The organism is Bacillus sp. IBL03825 (assembly GCF_024712505.1).
Taxonomy (GTDB): Bacteria; Bacillota; Bacilli; order Bacillales; family Bacillaceae_G; genus Bacillus_A; species Bacillus_A wiedmannii.
The window spans coordinates 2064602-2087338 of sequence record NZ_JAMXKE010000001.1 but is presented as its reverse complement, the minus strand read 5'-3'; the positions used below and the strand labels follow the sequence as shown (position 1 = coordinate 2087338).

General features: G+C 36.0%; 20 protein-coding genes and 1 pseudogene. 11 read left to right on the top strand and 10 right to left on the bottom strand.

Annotated elements, in window-relative coordinates:
* Positions 1 to 9: 9 nt before the first annotated feature.
* Genes NHG49_RS10845 through moaA form a run of 3 tightly spaced genes read right to left on the bottom strand, consistent with a single transcriptional unit; the run spans position 10 to position 3386 of the window.
* Entirely contained in the window at positions 10 to 1299 is a 1290-nt protein-coding gene (locus NHG49_RS10845; protein WP_258125939.1) for a molybdopterin molybdotransferase MoeA, read from the bottom strand.
* Between the two features lie 42 nt (positions 1300 to 1341).
* Positions 1342 to 2355, bottom strand: a complete 1014-nt coding sequence (locus NHG49_RS10840; protein WP_064473975.1) for a molybdopterin-synthase adenylyltransferase MoeB — start codon at positions 2353 to 2355, stop codon at positions 1342 to 1344.
* Positions 2356 to 2372: 17 nt separating this feature from the next.
* Positions 2373 to 3386, bottom strand: a complete 1014-nt coding sequence (gene moaA / locus NHG49_RS10835; RefSeq protein ID WP_064473976.1) for a GTP 3',8-cyclase MoaA — start codon at positions 3384 to 3386, stop codon at positions 2373 to 2375.
* Positions 3387 to 3664: 278 nt separating this feature from the next.
* Here moaA and NHG49_RS10830 point away from each other — a divergent pair, with 278 nt between their 5' ends.
* Positions 3665 to 4357 (top strand): Crp/Fnr family transcriptional regulator, encoded by a 693-nt coding sequence (locus NHG49_RS10830; RefSeq protein ID WP_046197562.1) that lies wholly within the window; start codon positions 3665 to 3667, stop codon positions 4355 to 4357.
* Between the two features lie 93 nt (positions 4358 to 4450).
* Here the strand turns inward: NHG49_RS10830 and narI are convergent, their stop codons facing one another.
* From narI to NHG49_RS10810, 4 genes are read right to left on the bottom strand one after another with little or no spacing between them, the layout of a single operon-like run.
* Positions 4451 to 5140, bottom strand: a complete 690-nt coding sequence (narI, locus tag NHG49_RS10825) for a respiratory nitrate reductase subunit gamma (RefSeq protein WP_258125937.1) — start codon at positions 5138 to 5140, stop codon at positions 4451 to 4453.
* A 17-nt stretch (positions 5141 to 5157) separates the two neighbouring features.
* Positions 5158 to 5688 carry a nitrate reductase molybdenum cofactor assembly chaperone gene (gene narJ, locus NHG49_RS10820; RefSeq protein ID WP_258125936.1) on the bottom strand — a complete coding sequence of 177 codons (531 nt, stop codon included), beginning with the start codon at positions 5686 to 5688 and terminating at the stop codon, positions 5158 to 5160.
* A gap of 19 nt (positions 5689 to 5707) precedes the next feature.
* Positions 5708 to 7183 carry a nitrate reductase subunit beta gene (gene narH, locus NHG49_RS10815; RefSeq protein WP_258125935.1) on the bottom strand — a complete coding sequence of 492 codons (1476 nt, stop codon included), beginning with the start codon at positions 7181 to 7183 and terminating at the stop codon, positions 5708 to 5710.
* A complete protein-coding gene (locus NHG49_RS10810) occupies positions 7173 to 10856 on the bottom strand; it encodes a nitrate reductase subunit alpha (RefSeq protein WP_258125933.1) in 3684 nt (1227 codons plus the stop codon). Before NHG49_RS10810 ends, narH begins: the two co-directional genes overlap by 11 nt.
* Positions 10857 to 11334: 478 nt before the next feature.
* On the opposite strand from NHG49_RS10810, the gene NHG49_RS10805 reads away from it, so the two are divergent.
* From NHG49_RS10805 to NHG49_RS10785, 5 genes are all read left to right on the top strand, one after another.
* Complete coding sequence (locus NHG49_RS10805; protein ID WP_044797210.1) at positions 11335 to 11835, top strand: hypothetical protein; 501 nt, start codon at positions 11335 to 11337, stop codon at positions 11833 to 11835.
* A 115-nt stretch (positions 11836 to 11950) separates the two neighbouring features.
* Complete coding sequence (locus tag NHG49_RS10800; RefSeq protein WP_064473978.1) at positions 11951 to 12292, top strand: hypothetical protein; 342 nt, start codon at positions 11951 to 11953, stop codon at positions 12290 to 12292.
* Positions 12293 to 12695: 403 nt separating this feature from the next.
* Entirely contained in the window at positions 12696 to 13658 is a 963-nt protein-coding gene (locus tag NHG49_RS10795) for an AAA family ATPase (RefSeq protein WP_078420013.1), read from the top strand.
* On the top strand, positions 13658 to 14872 hold the full coding sequence (locus NHG49_RS10790) for a DUF58 domain-containing protein (RefSeq protein WP_258125932.1): 1215 nt from the start codon (positions 13658 to 13660) through the stop codon (positions 14870 to 14872). The genes NHG49_RS10795 and NHG49_RS10790 overlap by 1 nt, the downstream gene beginning before the upstream one ends.
* Complete coding sequence (locus NHG49_RS10785) at positions 14869 to 17097, top strand: transglutaminase TgpA family protein (protein WP_258125931.1); 2229 nt, start codon at positions 14869 to 14871, stop codon at positions 17095 to 17097. Before NHG49_RS10790 ends, NHG49_RS10785 begins: the two co-directional genes overlap by 4 nt.
* A 66-nt stretch (positions 17098 to 17163) precedes the next feature.
* On the opposite strand, the gene bsaA is transcribed toward NHG49_RS10785, so the two are convergent.
* Positions 17164 to 17646, bottom strand: coding sequence for a glutathione peroxidase (bsaA, locus tag NHG49_RS10780; protein WP_098103185.1), 483 nt, complete (start codon positions 17644 to 17646; stop codon positions 17164 to 17166).
* 224 nt (positions 17647 to 17870) lie between these two features.
* Between bsaA and NHG49_RS10775 the strand changes: the two genes are divergently transcribed.
* The 4 genes from NHG49_RS10775 to NHG49_RS10760 all read left to right on the top strand — a co-directional run bounded on the left by NHG49_RS10775 (position 17871) and on the right by NHG49_RS10760 (position 20220).
* Positions 17871 to 18080, top strand: coding sequence for a DUF3925 family protein (locus tag NHG49_RS10775; RefSeq protein ID WP_064473983.1), 210 nt, complete (start codon positions 17871 to 17873; stop codon positions 18078 to 18080).
* A 95-nt stretch (positions 18081 to 18175) separates the two neighbouring features.
* Positions 18176 to 19147 (top strand): MBL fold metallo-hydrolase, encoded by a 972-nt coding sequence (locus tag NHG49_RS10770; protein WP_149173276.1) that lies wholly within the window; start codon positions 18176 to 18178, stop codon positions 19145 to 19147.
* An 85-nt stretch (positions 19148 to 19232) separates the two neighbouring features.
* Positions 19233 to 19667, top strand: coding sequence for a hypothetical protein (locus NHG49_RS10765; protein WP_120340661.1), 435 nt, complete (start codon positions 19233 to 19235; stop codon positions 19665 to 19667).
* Between the two features lie 310 nt (positions 19668 to 19977).
* On the top strand, positions 19978 to 20220 hold the full coding sequence (locus NHG49_RS10760) for a hypothetical protein (RefSeq protein ID WP_098274960.1): 243 nt from the start codon (positions 19978 to 19980) through the stop codon (positions 20218 to 20220).
* 48 nt (positions 20221 to 20268) lie between these two features.
* Here the strand turns inward: NHG49_RS10760 and NHG49_RS10755 are convergent, their stop codons facing one another.
* The gene (locus NHG49_RS10755) at positions 20269 to 20949 is read right to left on the bottom strand and encodes a DUF3600 domain-containing protein (RefSeq protein ID WP_149173274.1); all 681 of its coding nucleotides are present in this window, start codon (positions 20947 to 20949) and stop codon (positions 20269 to 20271) included.
* Positions 20946 to 21524 carry a sigma-70 family RNA polymerase sigma factor gene (locus tag NHG49_RS10750; RefSeq protein ID WP_258125929.1) on the bottom strand — a complete coding sequence of 193 codons (579 nt, stop codon included), beginning with the start codon at positions 21522 to 21524 and terminating at the stop codon, positions 20946 to 20948. Before NHG49_RS10750 ends, NHG49_RS10755 begins: the two co-directional genes overlap by 4 nt.
* Before the next feature lie 208 nt (positions 21525 to 21732).
* On the opposite strand from NHG49_RS10750, the pseudogene NHG49_RS10745 reads away from it, so the two are divergent.
* A pseudogene (locus tag NHG49_RS10745) lies at positions 21733 to 22719 on the top strand (quinone oxidoreductase family protein).
* The last annotated feature ends 18 nt before the right edge of the window (positions 22720 to 22737 follow it).

The window sequence follows — 22737 nt, the reverse complement described above, 5'->3', positions numbered from 1 at the left end:
ATTTTTCTATTATTTGTATGATCGAAACTGTCCTTCCCACGTCCACTCACTTCCGGCGCTTGATTCTAATAACAGTACCGAGACAGTTATTCCTGCTTTAAATCCTCTCGTTCCTCCCGGCAGGACGATACATGCATTCGCCTCTGCAAGTGAAGAAATTGCACTAGATTTGTCTAAACCAACTGGTGTAGCTTGCAATGTTCCATCTACAATTTCCACTTTCCCTCGTACAAAACGAGTAAATGGGTTTGCTTTCAGAAAGTCTTTCTGTAATATTGCCTCTGCACGATATACGTGCGAATCTTTTCTATGCAAATATGTTCCAATGACTGGCCGAACATATAATTCACAACCGACATAACAAGCTGAAGGATTACCAGATAGACCAAATAATAGTTTTCCTTCTAGCTCAGCTACAGTTGTCACACTTCCTGGTCGCATCGCTATTTTGTTGAAAAGTACATTAGCTCGTAATCTCTCATAAATAGCAGGTAAATAGTCATAGTCTCCTACCGAAACGCCACCAGTTGTAATTAAAATATCGACTTCTTTTATCGCTTTTTTCACAGTGTTATAACACGTCTCAAAATCGTCAGCGAATTGTCCATAATACTGTACAACTCCGCCCGCTCGTTCAACTTGAGCAGCTATCATATAGGAGTTACTATTTCGAATCTTCCCTGGCTTTAATTGTTCATGTACTTCAAGCAGTTCACTTCCTGTCGTTACAATTCCGATAACCGGCTGTTTTACAACGTAAACGGTACTATAACCAAACGTAGAAAGAAGCGCCACTACTCCAGGGTTAATAACAGTCCCTTTTTTCACAAGGCTGGTATTTTGTTTTACATCTTCACCTTTAAAAGAAATGTTATCACCGGCGGCGAAGGAGCGTTTTAATTTCATATACGTCTTTTCTTTTTCTTCAAATCCTTCCGTTAGCTCTAACATAACAACCGCATTACACCCTTTTGGAATTGCGGCTCCTGTCATAATACGGACAGCTTGAAATGCTTTCACTTCTTCTGTAAAAACAAAACCGGCTCCAATTTCACCAATCACTTCAAACAGAATGGGATTACTGCTACTTGCTTCTTTTGTATCTTCTGCTCGAATCGCAAACCCGTCGTATGGAGAGCGATCAAAATGAGGGACATCATGATCTGCAATAACATCTTCTCCAAGAATTCTTCCGTAACTTTCTATAAGAGAAACCTCTTCTATTTCACCTTGATGAGCGTATTTCATTACACGTGCCACTGCTTCTGCCACCGGAATTGGTATACGTTTTGCTAACATTCTTTTTCACCTCGTTTTAATAAGGGGCAACGTTCTTTCTGTTCATCCTATATATTTTGCGTATAATCGTTTTGCTATTTTCACATCATTTGTTCCATGAATAAATGCCCTACCGTCTGTAAATAAAACGAAACGATATTCATCAATTAGAAATGATAGTAAGTAAGGCGTTTTTTGGACATGTACACTTTTTTGTAATCGTTTTTGAATTTCGTTTAAATTAAGATTTCTCTTTATTCCTGAACGGATTTGAACTGTATTCCGTCCGCATAACACTTCCGTTTTCATTTGTGCTTCAAATGTTAAACTTGGATACGTTCGTGATTTCCCACAAGATGGACATGTACTTTTTTTCTGTCTATTTACTTTTAATGAGAGATATTGATTGTTCCAAATATCAAATGATAACATCGTTCCTCTTAGCGACTCATAATCATCCACCAATATTTTCATCGCCTCTGTCACTTGGTGCGCAACAACCATCTGTACAGCTGGCTGAATAATTCCGGCTGTATCGCATGTTGCACCGCCCATAGGATGATCCATTAGACAGCGAAAACATGGTGTTTTCCCAGGAAGAATTGTATACGTTACACCGTAACTTCCAATGCATCCTCCGTATATCCAAGGTATATTTTCTTTTTGTGAGATGTCATTTATAAGTAGGCGCGTATCAAAATTGTCAGTCGCATCTAATATGAGATCTACTTCTTTTGTTAACTCTTCTATTTCTTGCATTGTGACATCCGTTACAACTGGTACAATTTCCACTTCAGAATTAATCTTTCTTACATGTTCTGCCGCTGCAATTGCTTTCGGTTTAGACTGCTTTGCATCTTCTTCTGTATATAACTGTTGCCGCTGTAAATTACTCCATTCGACGTAGTCACGATCGGCAATTGTCAATTTCCCAATTCCCATCCTAACGAGCGCTTCCGCATTTGCAGCTCCTAGTGCACCCGCACCGATTAGGAGCACTTGCTTTTCTCTTATTTTTCTTTGTCCCATTTCACCAATTCCAGAAAACAATACTTGCCTTGAATATCGCTCTTGCATAGAGAATCCTCCTTTCACTATCCGCCAATGTAAGACATTTCAACTTTTGGACGTTTATTTGTACTTTCCACCGTTCTTTCATCTGAATATCGATCTGTTCTATATCGCCATGTATGTTGTAAAATTTTTAATAGTGAGGCATCCGAAATATTTTCTCGAAGAAGCGTTCGCAAATCCGTTCCTTTTTCTCCAAATAAGCACGTATAAAACTTGCCGTCTGCCGAAATACGAGCTCTCGTACAAGAAGAACAAAATGACTCAGATACTGAAGTAATAAATCCAACTTCGGCATCGCTCCCTACATATCGATACAATTTCGCAACTTCGCCAAAGTAACGAGGTTGAACAGGCTCAATCGGATATACGCGATTAATCTTCTCTATTAATTGTTCCTTCGTAATAACTTGTTCAAAATTCCATCCGTTCGTACTGCCTACATCCATAAACTCAATAAAGCGGAGCTGAATTTCTTGTTCTTTAAAATAACGAGCCATATAAAGGATTTGACTATCATTCATTCCCTTTTTTACGACCATATTTACTTTCACTTCTAATCCTGCAGCCTTTGCTGCTTCAATTCCTTTTAATACAGGTTTTGTACTTACATTTCTTCCATTGATTTTTTGGAAGACGTGATCCTCTATCGCATCTAAACTAATATTTACACGTTTTAATCCCGCGTCTTTTAACTCCTTAGCTTGTTTTGCTAAATGAATACCGTTTGTTGTGAGCCCAATATCTTTTAAACCTTCTATCTTTGCAAGTCTTGCGATTAACTGCGGTAAGTCTTTACGCAATAACGGTTCACCGCCAGTAAGCCTAATTTTATTGACTCCCATACTTATAAATAATCGTGCTAATCTTTCTATTTCATCGAACGTTAATAAAAACTCTTCCTGTAAAAAAGCGTAATCAGGTCCGAACACTTCAGCGGGCATACAATATGTGCACCTAAAATTACAACGATCAATAACTGAAATACGTAAATCTTGAAGTGGCCGCTTTAAAGAATCTTTCATTTTCTCGTGCATCTATATCCCTTCTTTTCTACTGCAATCCTTAGTAAGTTTTCAATTTTTTATTTGCCTTTATTATAAAAAAGAAGCTACATATTCAATGTGACATTTCTCACATCACTTTCCCCATTCAAAAAATTTTCACAAATCCGTTCGAATTTTGTTCACATCTTCAGTCTCTCCTCCTTACGGTCATTGAAATTTCACTTTATTTTTAAAATAGCTCTTGCATTTCCAGCATATTTACACTCAAAATAGGAAATGTATTGCTTATAAGAAGAAAGGTGATTGCTGTGGCAAACAGTATGACATTATCTCAAGATTTAAAGGAATTACTTGCATCTGTTGAATATAAAATGCAGATTAAAAAGGGGAGTTTTATTTTTCAAGAAGGTATGGAAGCAACAGAACTCTATATCATCCACTCAGGAAAAGTACAAATTAGTAAACTAAGTGCTGACGGGCAAGAATTAACACTCCGTATTTGTTCGGCATACGACATTATTGGAGAATTAACATTATTCACGGACAATGCGAAGTATTTATTAAATTCAAAATGCCTTGAAGATGTTGAAGTAGGCGTTATAAAGCGTGAAGCGTTAGAAAGAGAATTACTCCAAAAGCCCGCACTTGTATTTGAATTTATGAAATGGATTAGTGAACATTTAAGAAGAATGCAAACGAAGTTCCGAGATTTAGTATTGCATGGCAAGAAAGGTGCCTTGTATTCTACTCTCATTCGAATGACAAATAGTTATGGTGTGTTAAAAGAAAATGGTATTCTCATCGATTTACCATTAACGAATCAAGAACTTGCTAATTTCTGTGCAACTTCACGTGAAAGCGTAAATCGAATGTTAAATGAATTAAAAAAGCAAGGTACAATTTCTATTCATAAAGGAAAGATTACAATCCACGATTTACAATTTTTAAAATGTGAAATTGCATGTGAAGATTGCTCTGCCTCTGTTTGTAGTATTGATTAGCATCTTATTTAGATACTTATACCTATAAGGAAAGCCGAGGTCTCCAATTAGATCTCGGCTTTCCTTATAAACTACTAAACATATAAAACTAAATCATTTTTTCAATTCATTTGGAATACGTCTTCTGTAAATCACATAACTACGGCTTAAATATTTAATTGGGGCACTAAAAACATGTACTAGTCTTGTAAATGGCCATACTGCGAAAAGCCCCATCCCTGCGAGAATATGAATTTTAAACCATACAGGCACTTCCATCATATATTCAACTTTCGGTTGGAAAATAAAGAGACTTCGGAACCACGGACCGATCGTTGTACGATAATCAAACCCTTTTGAGTCGATGTTTAAAAAAGTTGAAGAAAGTCCTGCTAGCATTACGATAAGTAATAAAATAAGCGCAATATAATCTCCCTTTGTACTCGTTGCAATGATGCGTTTTACTGTTACACGGCGGTACGTTAATATAATTAAACCGATGATAGAAGCAATACCTGCCGGAAGTCCGAAACTAATTGCCACTGTGTGATACATATGCTCTGAAATACCTATTGAACGATATATAGCTTCTGGAATTAAAATCCCCATAACATGACCGCCAATTACGAACATAATCCCAAAGTGGAATAATAGACTTCCGATTCGGAGCATTTTCTTTTCTAATAGTTCACTAGATTTTGATGTCCATCCAAATTGATCATAGTTGTATCTGAAAATATGTCCACCGATAAAGATTGCAAAAATGATATAGGGAAACAACACCCATAGAAATTGATCCATCATTTTGACAACTCTCCTTTCTAATTTGTCTGTACACCCCATGTATCAATAGCGAGTAGAACAGCCGCAAGAATTGGTTCATACATACTACCCGCTTCTTTTAACTGAACGTGTAATGCTTGTATGTTCTCTTTGTATTTACTCATAATTGGTTCACTGTCTTGCTCATTTGCATTTGCAAAAAACTCTAGTAATAGCGGTAAATAATCAGGTAGCTCTTTATCTGTTACTTTAAAACCAGATTTTTTATAATGCTGCTTTAACTCTAGTAATTCAATACCTCTTTCTCTTTGTTCACCGGTGTTCATATACGTTAAATACATATTAGTCTTTTTGCCAAAATCAAATGTATATACGTAACCATCAATTAATTGATCGTTCGTTTTATTTAATGCTTGTTCTATAAATACTGTAAGTGAAGCTTTAACATCGTCCTTCTCAATTGCTTCTATCTTTTCTTGTAATTCGATTAAAGCTTCTCTCCACCCGATTTCTGGGTAGGAGAGAAGGAATGAAGAACATGAAAAAGCAGTTTGTAAACTTTGTTTCATATGTTTCCGCCTCCATTATTTAAGAAATTGTCATACAAGAGCCTGGGCCACCTGCGAAGGATAAACCACAGCTTCCTTGTTCGTTATACAAATCTGCAACTTGTTCGCGGTGAGTGGCCGGAATGACGAAGCGATCTTTATATTTCGCGATAGCAAGAAGACGATACATATCTTCTACATCCTGTTTCGTTAAACCGAGTTCTTTTAATACAGCTTCATTTGGTTCTTTATTAATTTGAAGTGCCCTCATATGCGTTCGCATAACAGCCATTTTTTTCAATGTAAGACGAATATGTGATTCATCTCCTGCAGTGAGTAAATTCGCTAAATATTGAATTGGAATACGCATATTATCAATGGCAGGGAAAATCTCTTCTGCTTGCCAGTTACTCCCCTTCCCTTCCACCATGTTCATTATTGGACTAAGTGGCGGAATATACCAAACCATTGGCATAGTGCGATACTCTGGATGAAGAGGTAGAGCGATTTTCCAATCGATAATCATTTTATAGATTGGCGACTGTTGTGCCGCTTTTATCCATTCTTCAGGAATTCCTTGTTTTTTCGCTTCTGCTGCCACTTCTGGATCATTTGGATCTAGGAAAACAGTAAGCTGAGATTCATATAAATCTTTTTCATCTTCAACAGAAGCCGCTTCTTTTACTTTGTCAGCGTCATATAGCATTACTCCAATATACCGAATACGTCCTACACATGTTTCCGAACAAATTGTTGGCATACCTGCTTCAATACGAGGGAAACACATTGTGCATTTTTCAGCTTTATTCGTTTGCCAGTTAAAATACACTTTTTTATATGGACAAGAAGATACACAAAATCTCCAAGCACGACATGCATTTTGATCGACAAGAACAATCCCATCTTCTTCACGTTTATACATCGCACCAGATGGACAAGAAGATACACAAGATGGATTCATACAGTGTTCGCATATGCGTGGTAAATACATCATAAAGACATTTTCAAAATCCGTTTTAATTTCTTCTTCCATTTTCTTTACGTTCGGATCTTGTAATCCTGTTATATGTCCACCAGCTAAATCATCTTCCCAGTTCGGACCCCATTCAATTTTATCGATAAATTCACCTGTAATTGCTGATTTCGGACGAGCAACTGGCTGATGCTTACGCTGCGGACTATTTGTTAACGTTTCATAGTCATAGTTCCAAGGTTCAAAGTAATCATCAATTGTTGGTTGATCTGGATTGTGGAAAATATTCATAAGGCGCTTCATTTTCGAACCGGATTTCAGCTGAATTTCACCATTTTTCAATTCCCAGCCGCCTTTATATTTCTCCTGATCTTCCCATTGCTTCGGATACCCGATACCAGGTTTCGTTTCTACGTTATTGAAGTACATATATTCAGCACCTGGACGATTTGTCCAGGTGTTTTTGCACGTTACGCTACAAGTATGGCAACCGATGCATTTATCTAGATTCATTACCATTCCGACTTGTGCTTTAATCTTCAAGCCAATCTACCTCCTTCAGTTTGCGAATTACAACGTTTAAATCACGCTGGTTCCCAGTTGGACCATAATAGTTAAATCCATAACTTAATTGACCATATCCACCAATCATATGTGTCGGTTTCACGTGAATTCGAGTTGGACTATTGTGCGTTCCCCCGCGGTTACTTGTTAATTTCGTACCAGGTACGTTAATGTGACGATCTTGCGCATGGTGCATAAATGCCATTCCTCTCGGTATACGGTGCGTTACAACGGCACGCGCTACAACAACACCGTTACGGTTAAAGCACTCGATCCAATCATTATCTGCAACGCCAGCTTCTGCAGCGTCCTCTTTATTCATCCAAACGGTTGGACCACCTCTAAACAGCGTTAACATCGGTAATGAATCGAAATACATACTATGAATCGACCACTTATTATGCGGTGTTAAATAGTTTAGTGTAATCTCTTTTCCTTCCACTTCAGGCCGTGATTTACGGAACGGTTTATGTTGCAGAATTGGCTTAAATGTTGCCATCGTTTCACCAAATTCTTTCATCATGTCATGATCTAAGTAGAAAGATTGTCGACCCGTTATCGTTCTCCAAGGGATAAGACGTTCCACGTTTGTTGTAAACGGTGAGTAACGGCGTCCACCTTTTTCTGAACCTGTAAAGGCTGGAGAAGTAATTACTGTTTTTGGCTGCGCTGTAATTTGTTCAAATGTGAAGCATTCTTCTTCACGTTCTTCTGCTAAATCACGTAGTTTTAGATCCGTTTGTTTTTCAAGTGCTTCCCATGCTTTTACAGCCATATGACCGTTTGTTGTAGAAGAAAGTGTTAATACCGCTTCAGCAGCATTGATTGCTTCTTTTATGTCTGGACAACCTTTCGCAATAGAATCCGTTCGAACAACTCCTAATCGGCTCTTTAATTGTTCATATTCTTTTTCTGCAGACCAAGAAATCCCTTTCGTACCAATCGGTTGTTTTCCGGTATTTGGTCCTAGCGCGGTCATTTTGTCATAAATCGTTTTATAATCCCTTTCAACAACATGAATTTGTGGCATCGTTTTACCTGGGATTGGTTCACACTCACCTTTGCTCCAGTCTTTAATTTTGCCAAGTGGTTGCGCTAATTCTTGCGGTGTATCGTGAAGAAGCGGTGTTGCAACAACTTCTTTCATTGGTTCAAGATCGATTTTCTTCGCTAAATCTGACACAGCTTTAGAAAGAGAAGTGAAAATATCCCAATCAGAGCGCGCTTCCCACGGTGAACCGATTGCTGGATTAAATGGATGTACAAATGGATGCATATCTGTACTACTTAAATCATGCTTTTCATACCAAGTTGAAGCTGGTAAGACGATATCAGAATAAAGTGCTGTTCCAGCCATACGGAAATCTAAATTAATGAGTAAATCAAGCTTCCCTTCTGGCGCTTCTTCATGCCACTTAATTTCTTCTGGTCGTAATGAATCGCTATCGTCATTCATTAATCCGTTCGTTGTACCTAATAAATGTTTTAAGAAATATTCGTGACCTTTACCAGAACTTGAAATTAAATTTGCACGCCATACGAATAAATTACGCGGGAAGTTATTTTTATTATCAGGATCTTCAATCGCAAATTTCAGTTCTTTATTTTTTAGTTTTTGCGCAACGTATTTTCCGATTTCTTCTTGCGTTGTTGCACCAGAGGCAACAGCTTCTTTATATAATTCAATCCCATTTTTCTCGAATGTCGGATACGAAGGTAACCAGCCAAGTCGTGCTGCTAATACGTTGTAATCACCGTGATGTTGATAACGAGAGTTGCCTTCCACTGGTGATGCTAAATGTCCAACTGGTGTATCTTCATAGCGCCATTGATCTGTTACGAAATAGAAGAAAGATGTACCGTTTTGTAATTTTGGTGGCCCTTGCCAATCTTTTGCCATCGCGATTGTTTGCCATCCTTCTGCTGGACGTAATTTCTCTTGACCAACGTAATGCGCCCAACCACCGCCGTTTACACCTTGTGCCCCAACGAGAAGAACAAGATTTAAAACGGCGCGATAAATCGTATCAGAGTTAAACCAATGGTTAATACCAGCTCCGACAATAATCATTGAGCGACCATTTGTATCAACAGCATTTTGTGCGAACTCACGAGCGATTTGAGTAATAAGCTCTCGTTTCACTCCTGTCATTTTCTCTTGCCAAGCAGGAGTAAACGGTACATCATCATTGAAGTCTTTCGGCTCTTGTCCGCCAAGCCCTCGGTTCACACCGTAATTTGCTAACGTTAAGTCGTATACAGTTGTAACGAACACTTCGCCTTCTTCTGTCATAACCTTTTTCACTGGAATTGTACGTTCTAATATTGTATTTCCGTCATCAGAGAAGTATGGAATTTGCACCGTTTCAACACTATCTTCCATTCCAAGTAAAGATAGACGTGGTTCAATCTTTTCACCTGTTTCTTCATCTTCTAAACGTAAGTTCCATTTCTTTTCGTTATCCCAACGTGACCCCATTGTGCCGTGAGGTGTTGCAAAATCATTCGTGTTCTCGTTCCAAAGTACAGGTTTCCATTCTCCTAACTTCGTTTCGCGTCCAATATCAGAAGCGTTTAAGAAACGATCTGCAACGAATTGATTCCCTTTTTGTTTCAATGTGACGAAGAAAGGAAAATCAGTATATTGCTTCGCATACTTTGTGAAGTATTCCACTTGATTATCTACGTAAAATTCTTGTAAGATTACGTGCCCCATTGCCATCGCCAGTGCACCGTCTGTACCTTGTTTCACACTAATCCAATCATCCGCAAACTTTGTAGACTCAGCGAAATCAGGACTTACAGAAACAACTTTCGTTCCTTTATATCGAACCTCTGCTAAAAAGTGAGCATCTGGTGTTCTCGTCATCGGTACATTTGAACCCCATGTCATAATGTAACCAGAGTTATACCAATCACTACTTTCTGGTACATCTGTTTGATCGCCCCAAATTTGCGGAGAAGCTGGTGGTAAATCTGCGTACCAATCATAGAAGCTAAGCATCGGTCCCCCCATAAGTTGCATAAAGCGACTACCAGCTGCATGACTTAACATCGACATAGCTGGAATTGGTGAGAAACCAACATTTCGGTCTGGACCGTATTTCATTACTGTGTATAGTAAAGAAGCTGAAACGAGTTGTAATACTTCATCCCAATTCGCACGAATGAATCCCCCTTTACCACGCGCCTGCTTATACGTACGTGCCTTTTCAGGGTTTTCCACAATGCTTTTCCAAGCGTCTAATGGTGACTCGTTATTTTGCAGTTCTTCTTGCCACATATTCCAAAGAACACCACGTACATATGGATATTTCACACGAAGCGGGCTATAAATGTACCAAGAAAAACTTGCTCCACGTGGACATCCTCGCGGTTCAAAATCAGGCATATCAGGACCTGTAGTCGGATAGTTAAGCTCTTGTCCTTCCCAAGTTACAATTCCATCTTTCACATATATATTCCAACTACATGAACCAGTACAGTTCACGCCGTGTGTAGAACGAATTACTTTATCGTGCTGCCAACGCTTTCTGTACACATTCTCCCATTCGCGATCTTCATATGTTTCTTGTGTATGATTATCGTTATAACGATCTATTGGTGAAAAATATTTTAAACGTCTCATTAGTGCTGAAGGTTTCTTCTTCATACTGTTCACTCCTTTAATACGTCTCTCTTACATACCCCTTACTATAAGAGAGGTTGTAAAATTCAGATGTGACATTTCGCACAGTTCAAGAGATTGTCAAAAATTCCGGAAAAAATATAAAAAAGTGAAAATCTAATCATTGTGGAGGGCTCACATCCTTCACTGACTGTTAAATTACTTCCTTGCTTCTAGCAAAGTTTAAGATGAAGTACAGATAATAATGAGCTTGCAAAAAATTTCTTATATAATAGAGGAAGTAATTTGGGAGTAGTTAAATTTGGTATACCTAAATCGTTAGATGAGTTAATAAATAAAAATACAATACTTTAAATCCACCATATCAAGGGCAACTATCCTGAAAATAGTTGAACAAAAAACGCAAGGAAATCCATATGAATTGTCAGCAACTTGGATTGAATCAATAGAAGAATAAACCAAGAATGGCAGGATTTTAAGATAATAATACAAGGAGTATATTATGAAATTAGAACCGCTTTATGCAGAAAACATTATAGTAGCCGTCATATATAAAAATGAGTTTAGATGGTATGTAACAGATAAAGAACTATGGTTTTTAGATTATAATAAATTAGATAATGCATATAAAAATTTAGGTATAAGCATTGAAGATAATGACGAAACGGAAGAAAGAAATGGAATAAAAGTATTAGATCATGAAAATGTAGAAGTATTTTTAGTAAGGATTAATCAATATAAAACAACTAAAGAAGAATTAAATTATTTACTACTTGAAAATATTAAAAGGAAAAATGCAGGAGAAGATCTATTAGATTTTAGTCCAATCTTATTAATTAACTTTGATAATAAAATACTATATTCAATGTTTCCAGAACCGGCATCATACGAAAACTATGTACCAAAAGATTGGAGTGGTACATATGAAGATTTCACTGAATTCATACCTACATCAGAGAAATATTGGATAGATAAGTTTAATAATAATCTACTTTTACTATAATTTAAGTAGGAAATAGTGATGATAGTATAAGAATTTATTACCTTAATAGAGCTTATGAGATTAATAGAGAAGTAAATAGAGTCACTAAAGCCAGAAATAAAGGAGTAAAATAGTCATGAAATATCCATATAGTTTTGAAGTGCTTAACAGTAGTGATTTAGTTATGAGACTTCCTCAAGAAATTAAACTTGTTGAAACTTTTTTAGGAATTGAAGTTACATCTTTTGGAGATTGGATTTTAGAAGAAATACATAATGTTTTAAACGGAGAAAAAAATTATATAGTAGTAAATGGCAACATTTGCAGTTTAGAAATTCGGAACGACACAACTACTGTGTTAGACAATTTAGCCGAAGATGGTAAAGGAGAATATTGTGAGATTGAAACAATGGAATTGGTAGAATTAATTCATATTTGGTTAAATAAACGAAAAGAATATAAGAAAGATAAAAAATAAAGGAGTGTAATAATTTAAATAGCTGGCCTCTTCATGAGAAGTCGACTTTATTTTTTATTCATATACATTTTATTCACAAGGCGTATTAATATATGTTCCAAACTTTACGCGTAGGGTTTCCTACGCTATTTATTTTGCTCATTGAGGTCAATCTTTCCTTCTCCTCTTCTACTTTTACCGACGATACTATTCTATATCAAGACATATTTCACATAAAAAGAGAAATCATTATTTACCATATTGCCCTTAGTTACTGAAACAATTATACTAGATGTAACCAGAATAAATAATCTGAATATTCTTAGAATTAAAGGTAATAGTTTTATACTCGCACATAGAGAGGTACGTTCTATTTTTCACCAAATAGATTAGAAAACGATAATAACACATTAGGAGGATTACGATGCACCAGCTTGATTCATTACATCCCATTATAGAAAAAATAATCAACAATATTGAAAAATTAATGGTTGGAAAACGAAAAGAAACGATCTTAGCTTTGACAGCTCTCTTAGCTGAAGGTCATGTACTATTAGAAGATGTTCCTGGCGTTGGGAAAACAATGTTAGTACGTGCTCTTTCTAAATCTATTGATGCTGATTACAAGCGTATTCAATTCACACCTGATTTACTTCCATCAGATGTAACAGGTGTCTCTATTTATAATCCAAAAGAGCTCCAATTTGAGTTCAAGCCTGGACCAATCATGGGGAATTTTATACTGGCTGATGAAATTAATCGTACATCTCCAAAAACACAATCTGCCTTACTTGAAAGTATGGAAGAAGGCAATATTACAATAGATGGCATGACAAGACCGTTACCAAAACCGTTCTTTGTAATGGCTACACAAAATCCGGTAGAATATGAGGGAACATATCCTTTACCAGAAGCACAGCTCGATCGTTTCTTATTGAAACTAAAAATGGGATATCCTACACCAGAAGAAGAATTTGAAATTTTAAACCGGATGGAAAAAACGAACCCCCTCTCCCATTTACAAGCTATTACTACAATAGAAGAATTACTTTATTTACAACAAAGCGTACGGGAAGTAAGTATGGACAAGGCAATCAAGCATTACATTGTAAAGCTTGTTAGTCAGACTCGTTCTTATAGTTCTATACAACTTGGTGCAAGCCCGCGTGGCTCGATTGCTTTAATGAAAGCTTCACAAGCTTATGCTTTTATCCATGGTAGAAATTATGTTATTCCAGACGATGTTAAATTTTTAGCTCCTTACATATTGGCTCACAGACTCATTCTAAAAATGGAAGCAAAATTTGAAGGAATTACAGGAGAACAAGTTATCGCAAAAATCGTTGCACGAACTACCGTACCGACTCAAAGGAAGATGAACCTTTGATGAAACGAATACTACGATCACTCTATCATTTTACTAAGTTATCACTCATTCCGTTATGTCTAGTCTTAACATTTGTATACGCTATGCTTCAAGGAGGATTTGTAAGTTGGTTTTTGTTTTACAGTATGATTCCTATCGGCCTTTATTCACTATTACTCCCCTTCTATGCTTTACGAAACGCCGAGGTAAAACGAATAACAAATCAAGACGAATATATAGCAGGAGAATCATTTTTAAGCACCATTACAATAAAAAGAAAATTTCCTTTTCCCTTGCTTTATTTAATTATAGAAGATGTGCTACCATCACAATTCACAAATTGTAAACAAACGAAGATGAATAAAGTAATACTCTTTCCAGGATTGAAACGAAATATTTCATTTCAATATGCAATTGACACAATCCCTAGAGGAGAGCACTCTTTTTCAAGCGTACGTGTCAAAACTGGCGATCTATTCGGTATGATGGAGAAAGAAATAACTTTTTCAGTTCCAGATACATTTTTAGTCTATCCTCAGTATGTAGATATAACGTATCGACAAATGGAAAATCATTTCGAACAAGGAGCACTTTCAGCAAATATCAACTTAGTAAAAGATTCTACCATTTCTGTCGGTGTGAGAGACTATAAACCTGGTGACCGCTTTTCATGGATTGATTGGAAAGCAACTGCACGAACAAACAACATTATGACGAAAGAATTTGAACAACAGCGCAGCCATAATATTATGATATTCATGGACAGAACCTCATCCTCTCTATTCGAATCAGTCGTCACATTTACTGCCTCTATCGTCAGGGCTGTCTTGAAGCAAAATTCACCAGCGTCATTCGTGTCTTTCGGAAAAGAGCGAACTTTTTTCCCTTTAGACAATGGAGATAGTCAGTTGCATCAAATCTTTTGTCATTTAGCGAAAGTACAAGCGGACAGTGTATTCCCGCTCTCCCGGAGTGTTGAAATGGAATTAAGAAAAATTTATGAGCCTGTAACGATTATACTCGTGACAAGCGATCTTTCTCCCGATATTCAAAAGGCGGCTGACTATGCTGCTGTTAAAAATAGAAAATTAATGGTGTTTGTCGTAAAAGAAAAAGCAAATCAACTATCACATCGAGAACTCAGTATTCTAGAAACTCTGCAAAAAAGAAAAATATTTGTAAATGTGGTTTATGGAAACCAGTATACAAACGTGTTTTTTGAGGTGAGCAAATGATAACATTACAGGCAAAAAAACAATTGGATATGACTAGATTTTTCATGCATGCATGCGCATTTCTACTTTTACTAGAATGGCTAAGGCCACTTATAGGTATTACAAACGTAGGTAGATTAGATATTTTTGTAATATTTATAGGGATTTGCTTCACTCTCTCTTTTTTTCAAACAAGATGGCAGATTCCTATAAAGATTGTCACAATTTTATTCGTCATTCATTTCCTGTATTATAAAAATGCTTTTATAAACCCTTCTTGGTTAACGAAATTTTTTACTGATATTTCTCGTAATTCCTCCTTGTTATTTCAAGGGAATTTGCTAGATATTTCTCCAGTTTTTCCAACACTTTTATTTTTTTTATCATTTTGGTTTTTGAGTGCTTGCATCTCTTTTTGGATGATTCATAAAAAACGTGGGTTGTTATTTCTTATATTGACTATTATTTATATAACTGTTTTTCATAACCTGCATTTATATAATGCTAACTACGCTATTATTCGTACTGTTGTTATCGGATTTTTTATGCTTAGTCTTCTTCGCATAGAACGAATAAAAGAGATGGAACACTTACAAAATTATGCTAGAGAAATCTCAAAATTACTTAGACCTCTTATAGTATTTATTGTATTGTCAGCAACCATCGCATACTTCGCTCCAAAATTTGGCCCTCAATGGCCAAACCCAATGGATTTTTTAAAATTCAACACATCCGAAGCAAGTAAAAAGCAAGAAGTTTCTAAAATTGGGTATGGTTTAGATGACTCGAGATTAGGTGGTCCTTTTAAGGCAGATCCTACAATTGTATTCACAGCACAAACACAAAACAAACAATATTGGAGAGTCGAAACGAAAGATTTTTATACAGGAAAAGGCTGGGAGGTTTCTGAAAATCAAAAAAAGGTTTCTTTTAAAAATAAAAATGACGTCGTGAGCTGGTACGAACAAAATACAAAAACAGAGGCAACTGAGGCGACAATTACCATGCAAAAAAGTTATCCTCACCTTACCTATCCAGCAGGGTTAGTATCAGTTGAAGCTTCTTCTAATGTATCATACAGTGTTGACCCATTTTCAGAAAAAATCTATACGATGGACGGAGATTCTTCTACTACTTTACATTCATATAAAGTAACATATGAGGTCCCGGAGTTTTCCATAGAAAACTTAAAAGCTATAAAAATGAATGAAGGTCAAGAAACAAATCCTTATTTCATGACAAAGTACACGCAACTTCCCGAATCATTACCGCAGCGAGTAAGAGACTTAGCTGTTAATCTAACAAACGATAAAGACAACCGATATGATAAAGTATTGGCTATTGAAAACTACTTCACCGACCATTCTTTCGTATATGAAACAATGAATGTGTTGTTCCCTGCCAAAAACCAAGATTATGTTGATCAATTTCTTTTCGATACAAAAAGCGGCTACTGTAATAATTTCTCAACGTCTATGATCGTGTTACTTCGTTCTGCTGGGATTCCCGCTCGCTGGGTAAAAGGTTATACAGAAGGAACTCTTGATAATACGCTTGTGGGTGCTGAAGGTCAGGATGTTTATAAAATCGCGAACGATAACGCACACTCTTGGGTCGAAGTATATTTCCCCGGATACGGATGGATTCCATTCGAACCAACAAAAGGATTTACGAATCCCTATAATTTCACAAATAATACGCCTTCTCCTACTATACAAAATAGCGAAGAAACTAATACTCAAAACGCACAAATGCACCAAAGAAACAATGAAGCAAAGCTTAAAAATTTAATAGAAGATACGGAAGAAACCCCTACTAAAAAGATTACAAATTCTAAAAATAAATTTTCTTGGTGGTACGTATTGCTTTCTACTATACCAATTAGTATCATCGGATATACTCTCTTCGCTACTAGAATGAAATGGATTACATTTTTTATCATTCTTTTCTATAAATATCGAAAAGATGATACTGTTTATAGCAAAGCTTACAGTGCACTTTTGAAACAATTTGCGAGAACTGTTATACCACGAGAGGAAAGTCAAACATTCCGAGAATATGCTCTCCATATCGATACACTTTACAACTCAAATGATATGCAACAGCTTACTTTCAGTTATGAAAACGCTATGTATCAAAAGGGACAGGCCGCAGCAGAATGGGAAAAATCCGTACAGTTATGGGAAATGCTTATGAAAAAAGCAGCTTCTCCGCCTAAATCAAATGATTTTTATTCTGCGATTTAATCTTGAAAAAGCCTCAAAGAACTACATTGTTCTTTGAGGCTTTTTTTAATAAAGTGAAACTTCTAGTTATTCTCCAAGCACCTTCTCAATCTCAACCTCTAAATCCACCGGCTTCGTTTGTGGCGCAAAACGCCCTACTACTTTCCCGTCTTTTCCAATTAAAAACTTAGTAAAGTTCCATTTCACTGCTTTCATACCTAGCAAACCTGGTGCTTGTTCTGTCATGTATGTATACAGAGGATGAGCCTTATCACCTTTCACATCAATCTTTGCAAACATCGGGAAATTTACACCGTAGTTTAATTCACAAAAACTAGTAATATCTGCTTCTGTACCTGGTTCCTGTCCTCCGAATTGGTTACATGGGAAACCGAGTATTTCTAGTCCTTGGTCTTTATATTTATCATATATTTCTTGTAACCCTTTATATTGCGGTGTAAAACCACACTTGCTAGCTACATTTACAATAAGAAGCGCTTTTCCTTCGTAATCTTTTAACGATTTAGCTTCTCCTGTTATCGCTTTAGCTGAAAAATCATAAACTGTCATTTTCCTTGCCCCTCTCTTCACTATCATTCTATGTTTATACTATACTACATTCATGAATATACAGCTCTTTTTACGTACTTACACTCTCAAATGATAGCGCTTTATTTCTGTTCGAAAATTCGACACAAACTACTAGACTTTTATGTTGGAAAGTTTTACAATTAAATTGTGAACAAAATGTGACAGTTTATATTCCATTATAAAAGAAAAGGATGGTGTTCATTATGAAAACTGCACAACATGAAATGATTTCAAATCGCGAGTTTTATTTCGTACTATATATGATGTTATTGTATGTGATTGGCTGGGTAATCGATGTAAATGGTTTATTTTTAAGCTCCTACTTTAATTTAGCAGGAGAAATTATGCTTCCAATCGTTGGTGGCATAGTTGGACTGTTCGTTATGTCTATCAATAAAGAACAAACGAAATAACAACACTTTAAAAAGGCAGAAGACGAGCTTTCGTTTTCTGCCTTTTTCTATTTTAGCGTATAATAGAAACATGCAGTAACTAAGGAGTGGTAATGATGAAAAAAGTAGAGCAATTATCTTCTCACCTATATCTTATTGATGATTTCGATTTACAACATAACGAACGAACTGGTACGTACGTTTTATTAGGTGACGATATTACTTTAATTGAAACTTGTGCAGCCCCTTCTCTTCCGTATATTTTAGACGGCTTACAACAATTACATATTGATTTAAGCGATGTAAAAAACATTGTTGTTACACATGTTCATTTAGATCACGCCGGGGCTGCTGGTTTAATGATGGAAAAGTGTCCACATGCTACTTTATATGTGCATTCTCGCGGTGCTCGTCATATGATTGATCCAACAAAACTCATTTTAGGCGCAAAAGCTGTATACAAAGAAGATTTCGATAAACTATTTGATCCAATTCTTCCTATAGAAGAAGAGCGTGTTCGTATTGTACAAAATGGTGATACGTTAAAAATCGCCGAAGACCGTACACTTACATTTTACGATACACCGGGTCATGCTAAGCACCATATTAGCATTCACGATTCATTAACAAATGGCATTTTTACAGGCGATACAATAGGAATTTACTATAGAGAACTCGCAGACCTTGGTGTAGAACTATATTTACCATCAACGTCCCCTTCACAATTCCAACCAGATGCGATGCTTGCTTCTAAAAATCATATTCAAAGTATGAATGTAGATACTATTTATTTCGGCCATTACGGTGCATCATCCAATGTTACAGAAGTATATAACCAACTGGAACATTGGTTACCTATTTTCGTTCATACTGGTAAAGAGGTCTTTGAACAGTATAATGATTTCGATGAGGCTACTAAAGCATTACAAACTGTATTAATGGATAAGATCTCTTCTCACCTTACAAAATTAAAGGTTCCATCAGATCATTCCGTTTATAACATTTTACATCTAGATATAGAAATTAGCGCGATGGGCATTATAGATTATTTCACGAAGCAAGAAAAAGTAAATTCCACTATTAACTAACAGTAAAAGAAGAGATATACAACAGTAGTTATTGTATATCTCTTTTTTCTTTGAATATATTTTTAATAAAGGATGGTGGAATGCAATGCAAAAAGTGATGCTATACCTCTGCTTTACATTATTTATCGTCTTATTATTATTTGTCGGAGTGAAAATTCAATTTTATTTAGATACAGACGCTCAGGTGAACTTTAACGTGTATCCAAGGTTATTCTACTTTACACTCTTCCCTCTTATAGTCGGCATTTTATTACGATTCCTTCAATCGATTAATCGCGAAACGAGTAAACAAAACTGGAGCTTTCAACCGGATAAGTTTATCGCTATTACAGTGCCTACAATATTAATTTCCTTTTCCCCAGCTCTACTCTTTTCACCACTTGGCCAATACCTACCTTATTTAGCTAATATTATTCTTATAAATACAACTTTTGTTACGATAATTAGTTTAATAGCTGGTTATTCCCTTTTAGATTGTTTTATACAAAAAGATAAGGAAAATAGTAAGGAATATAACTAAGTGATTTCCCACTTTCACTTTATTAAGCAAATCAAGATAATTCTGCCCTGACTTGTATGCAAAAGAAACTAATGTTCAATTTTTAAGTGTCGTTGGTTATGGTGGTTTATTTATTAGTACAATACTTCTTGTAAGAGTTGCTATACATGCGGTAAGGAAACTTAAGTAATAACAAAACGAGTATGAAATCGCATAGAATTTATACTCGTTTTTTATTGTTCATATATTTAATTGACAATAGGAAATTTATGTTAAACTAAAGAAAGTCGTGCACTAAATCAAAATACATTTCAAACAAGGGGGACTTATTATGAAATTAGGGACTTTCTCGTTTCTAACGTTTCTCGCAAGTATATGTTCTTTCTTTGTTTTAAGAGGACCTAATGCGAATTTAACATTAATTATTGTGCTTCTAAGTATTCTTTCATTGCTCGGTATTCTTTTTGCAATCGCATCAAAGAATTGGCTTTTTAAAATAGTTGGTTCGGCATTAAATGGAGTAATACTAGTATTTGTATATTTCTTATTGCTAGCAAAAGGAATTGGTGGTTAATATATTTACGTTTTAATAAGAGAAGCTCAAAGCTACGAGCTTTCTTACTTATCGCACCTTTTCATCTACATACTCCATAAACTGCTCTGCTTTCATAAATCTTTCTTTGTACGCCTCAGGTATATCTTCTACTTTTATTCCACCAGTTGATTTAGTCTTCACTCGTACTATTTCATGTGTCATTAAAGCTTCCATATAGCGATCAAACTCTTCTTGCGTTAATATTTCTTTACTAGATTTATGACCATTTAATTTATCAAAGTATGGTTGAAGGCCCATACTTACCTTTTTCATTTCTTCTCTTTTTTCTGGTGATAATTGATCATAATCAATATTACCGTTCGAATCCCCGTACGCAAGCTTTGCATTTGTTAATTTTTTTAGTTCTTTTGTAAATTCTTCATATTCCTTCGCACCCATTTCATCTTTCGCTTCTGACAATTTTGCATTAAAACGCATATATGCTTCTAACGTCATTGCTCCAGCATGTTTTTTTAAATTCTCAAACGATCCGTATATACCATCCGCCATAATAGATTGATACGCAAAACCAGTCGTTGGGAGTAAAAATGCTGCCGCAAGCACTCCTGCGATAAGGCGCTTCTTCCTTTTATTCCCCCCGCGATTCATTTTAATCTGAACAATTACTTTCTCTTTTAAATCCGGTGGGGCGATAATCCCCTTCGCTTCTTCTTGTATAGATTCTCTAACTCTACATTCTAAACTCATTTCACATTCCCTACCTCTCCTAAAAAGATTTCTTCTACTTGCTCTTTTTGACGTAGTTTCTTTAATGCCGCATGAATTCTAGACTTCACTGTACCGATTGGAATATGTAATATGTGTGCTACTTCTTCTTGTGAATAATCGTGTAAGTATCTTAAGATAATAACTTGCTTCAATTTATACGGTAATTTATGTATAAGTTCGATTAGTTTTTGGTTTGATATTTTACTTACAATATCGTTAGAAAAATCAATTTGTACTGGTTTTCTTTGCTCTTCTGCTTTTTTCACAATACGTAGTCGCATCCACCTCTTTCTTCTGTAAGAATGAATTTGTTTAATCGCAAGTCCGATTAGCCAAGGACGAAATGGCTTCTCATTATCATATTTACGAAGCGATTCATATAGCTGTATGTACATTTCTTGAACGACATCATCTACATCCGTTTTATCACCTATTAAAAAATGTGCTGTTTTATATACTTCTTGAATCGTTTTATCATACAATTCGCCATACGCTTCTTTATTGCCTGATAAAGTTAATTGGATTAAATTTGTATACAATGTTTCATCCTTCATTTACCTTCCCTCCTTTGTCTTACACTATATATTGGCAAGCAATTGAGATTTCGTTCGATTTTTTCAAAAGTTTTTTATATAAATTAATATAATGATTGAATGAATTCATAAGCTTCACTTATAGCTTTGCATAACTATTATATAATTTTCCAATTTCTAATGACGATTTAAAATGATTTATATAGTCAAATTAAGGAGGATATATATGATGAAAGCTATCATTGTAACGTCGTTCGGTGGTCCTGAAGTGATGAAATATACAGATGTAGATATGCCAGCTATTTCAGAAGATCAAGTTTTGATTCGCGTTGTTGCTACTAGTGTAAATTTCGCCGATATTAAATCCCGTTTTGGTAAAAAAGGAAATAAAGCACTACCTTTTATACCAGGGATAGATGCCGCTGGTATTGTAGAACGTGTCGGTTCTCATGTGAAAAATATTTATCCTTGACAACATGTCATTGCTTTTCCTCAAAATGGATCTTACGCAGAATACGTTGTCGCAAACGAAAACCTTACTTTCGTTTTACCTGATAAAGTCGATTTTCAAACTGCAGCTGCTTGTCCGATTGTATCTTTTACAGGCTATAATTTACTCGCAAATGTTGCAAGGCTTCAACAAGGCGAGTCTGTACTCATTCATGCAGCGGCTGGTGGAATTGGTACGACAGCAATTCAACTTGCTAAACTATTAGGGGCTGGAACAATTATCGGTACTGTTGGAAATGAAGCGAAAGGTAAAATCGTTTTAGATGCTGGAGCTGATTATGTTATTTGTCATCAAGATGAGGGTTTTGTAGAGAAAATCAATGCGCTGACAAATGGCGAAGGGGTCGATGTAATTTTAGATTCTATTTCTGGAACGGTTTCGGAAAGAAGTTTAAAATGTCTTGCTTATTACGGTCGCCTCGTTCATTTCAGTAATGCAAGCGGTGAAATTGGTAACTTTCAAACGAAAGATTTACACGCAAGTTGCCGCTCTATACTCGGTTTTAGCTTCGGCACTACACGAAAAAAACGTCCTGAACTCCTCCAAGAAACTGCAAATGAAGTTTTCCGCTATTTGCGTGACGGAAGTTTACAAATTAAAGCCACGAAATCTTTTCCACTTCAAGATGCAGGGAAAGCACATGAATGGGTCGAAAGTAGAAAAAGTACAGGGAAAGTAATACTAACTGTTCAGTCCTCTTCCTGAAATGAATACTTGAAACCG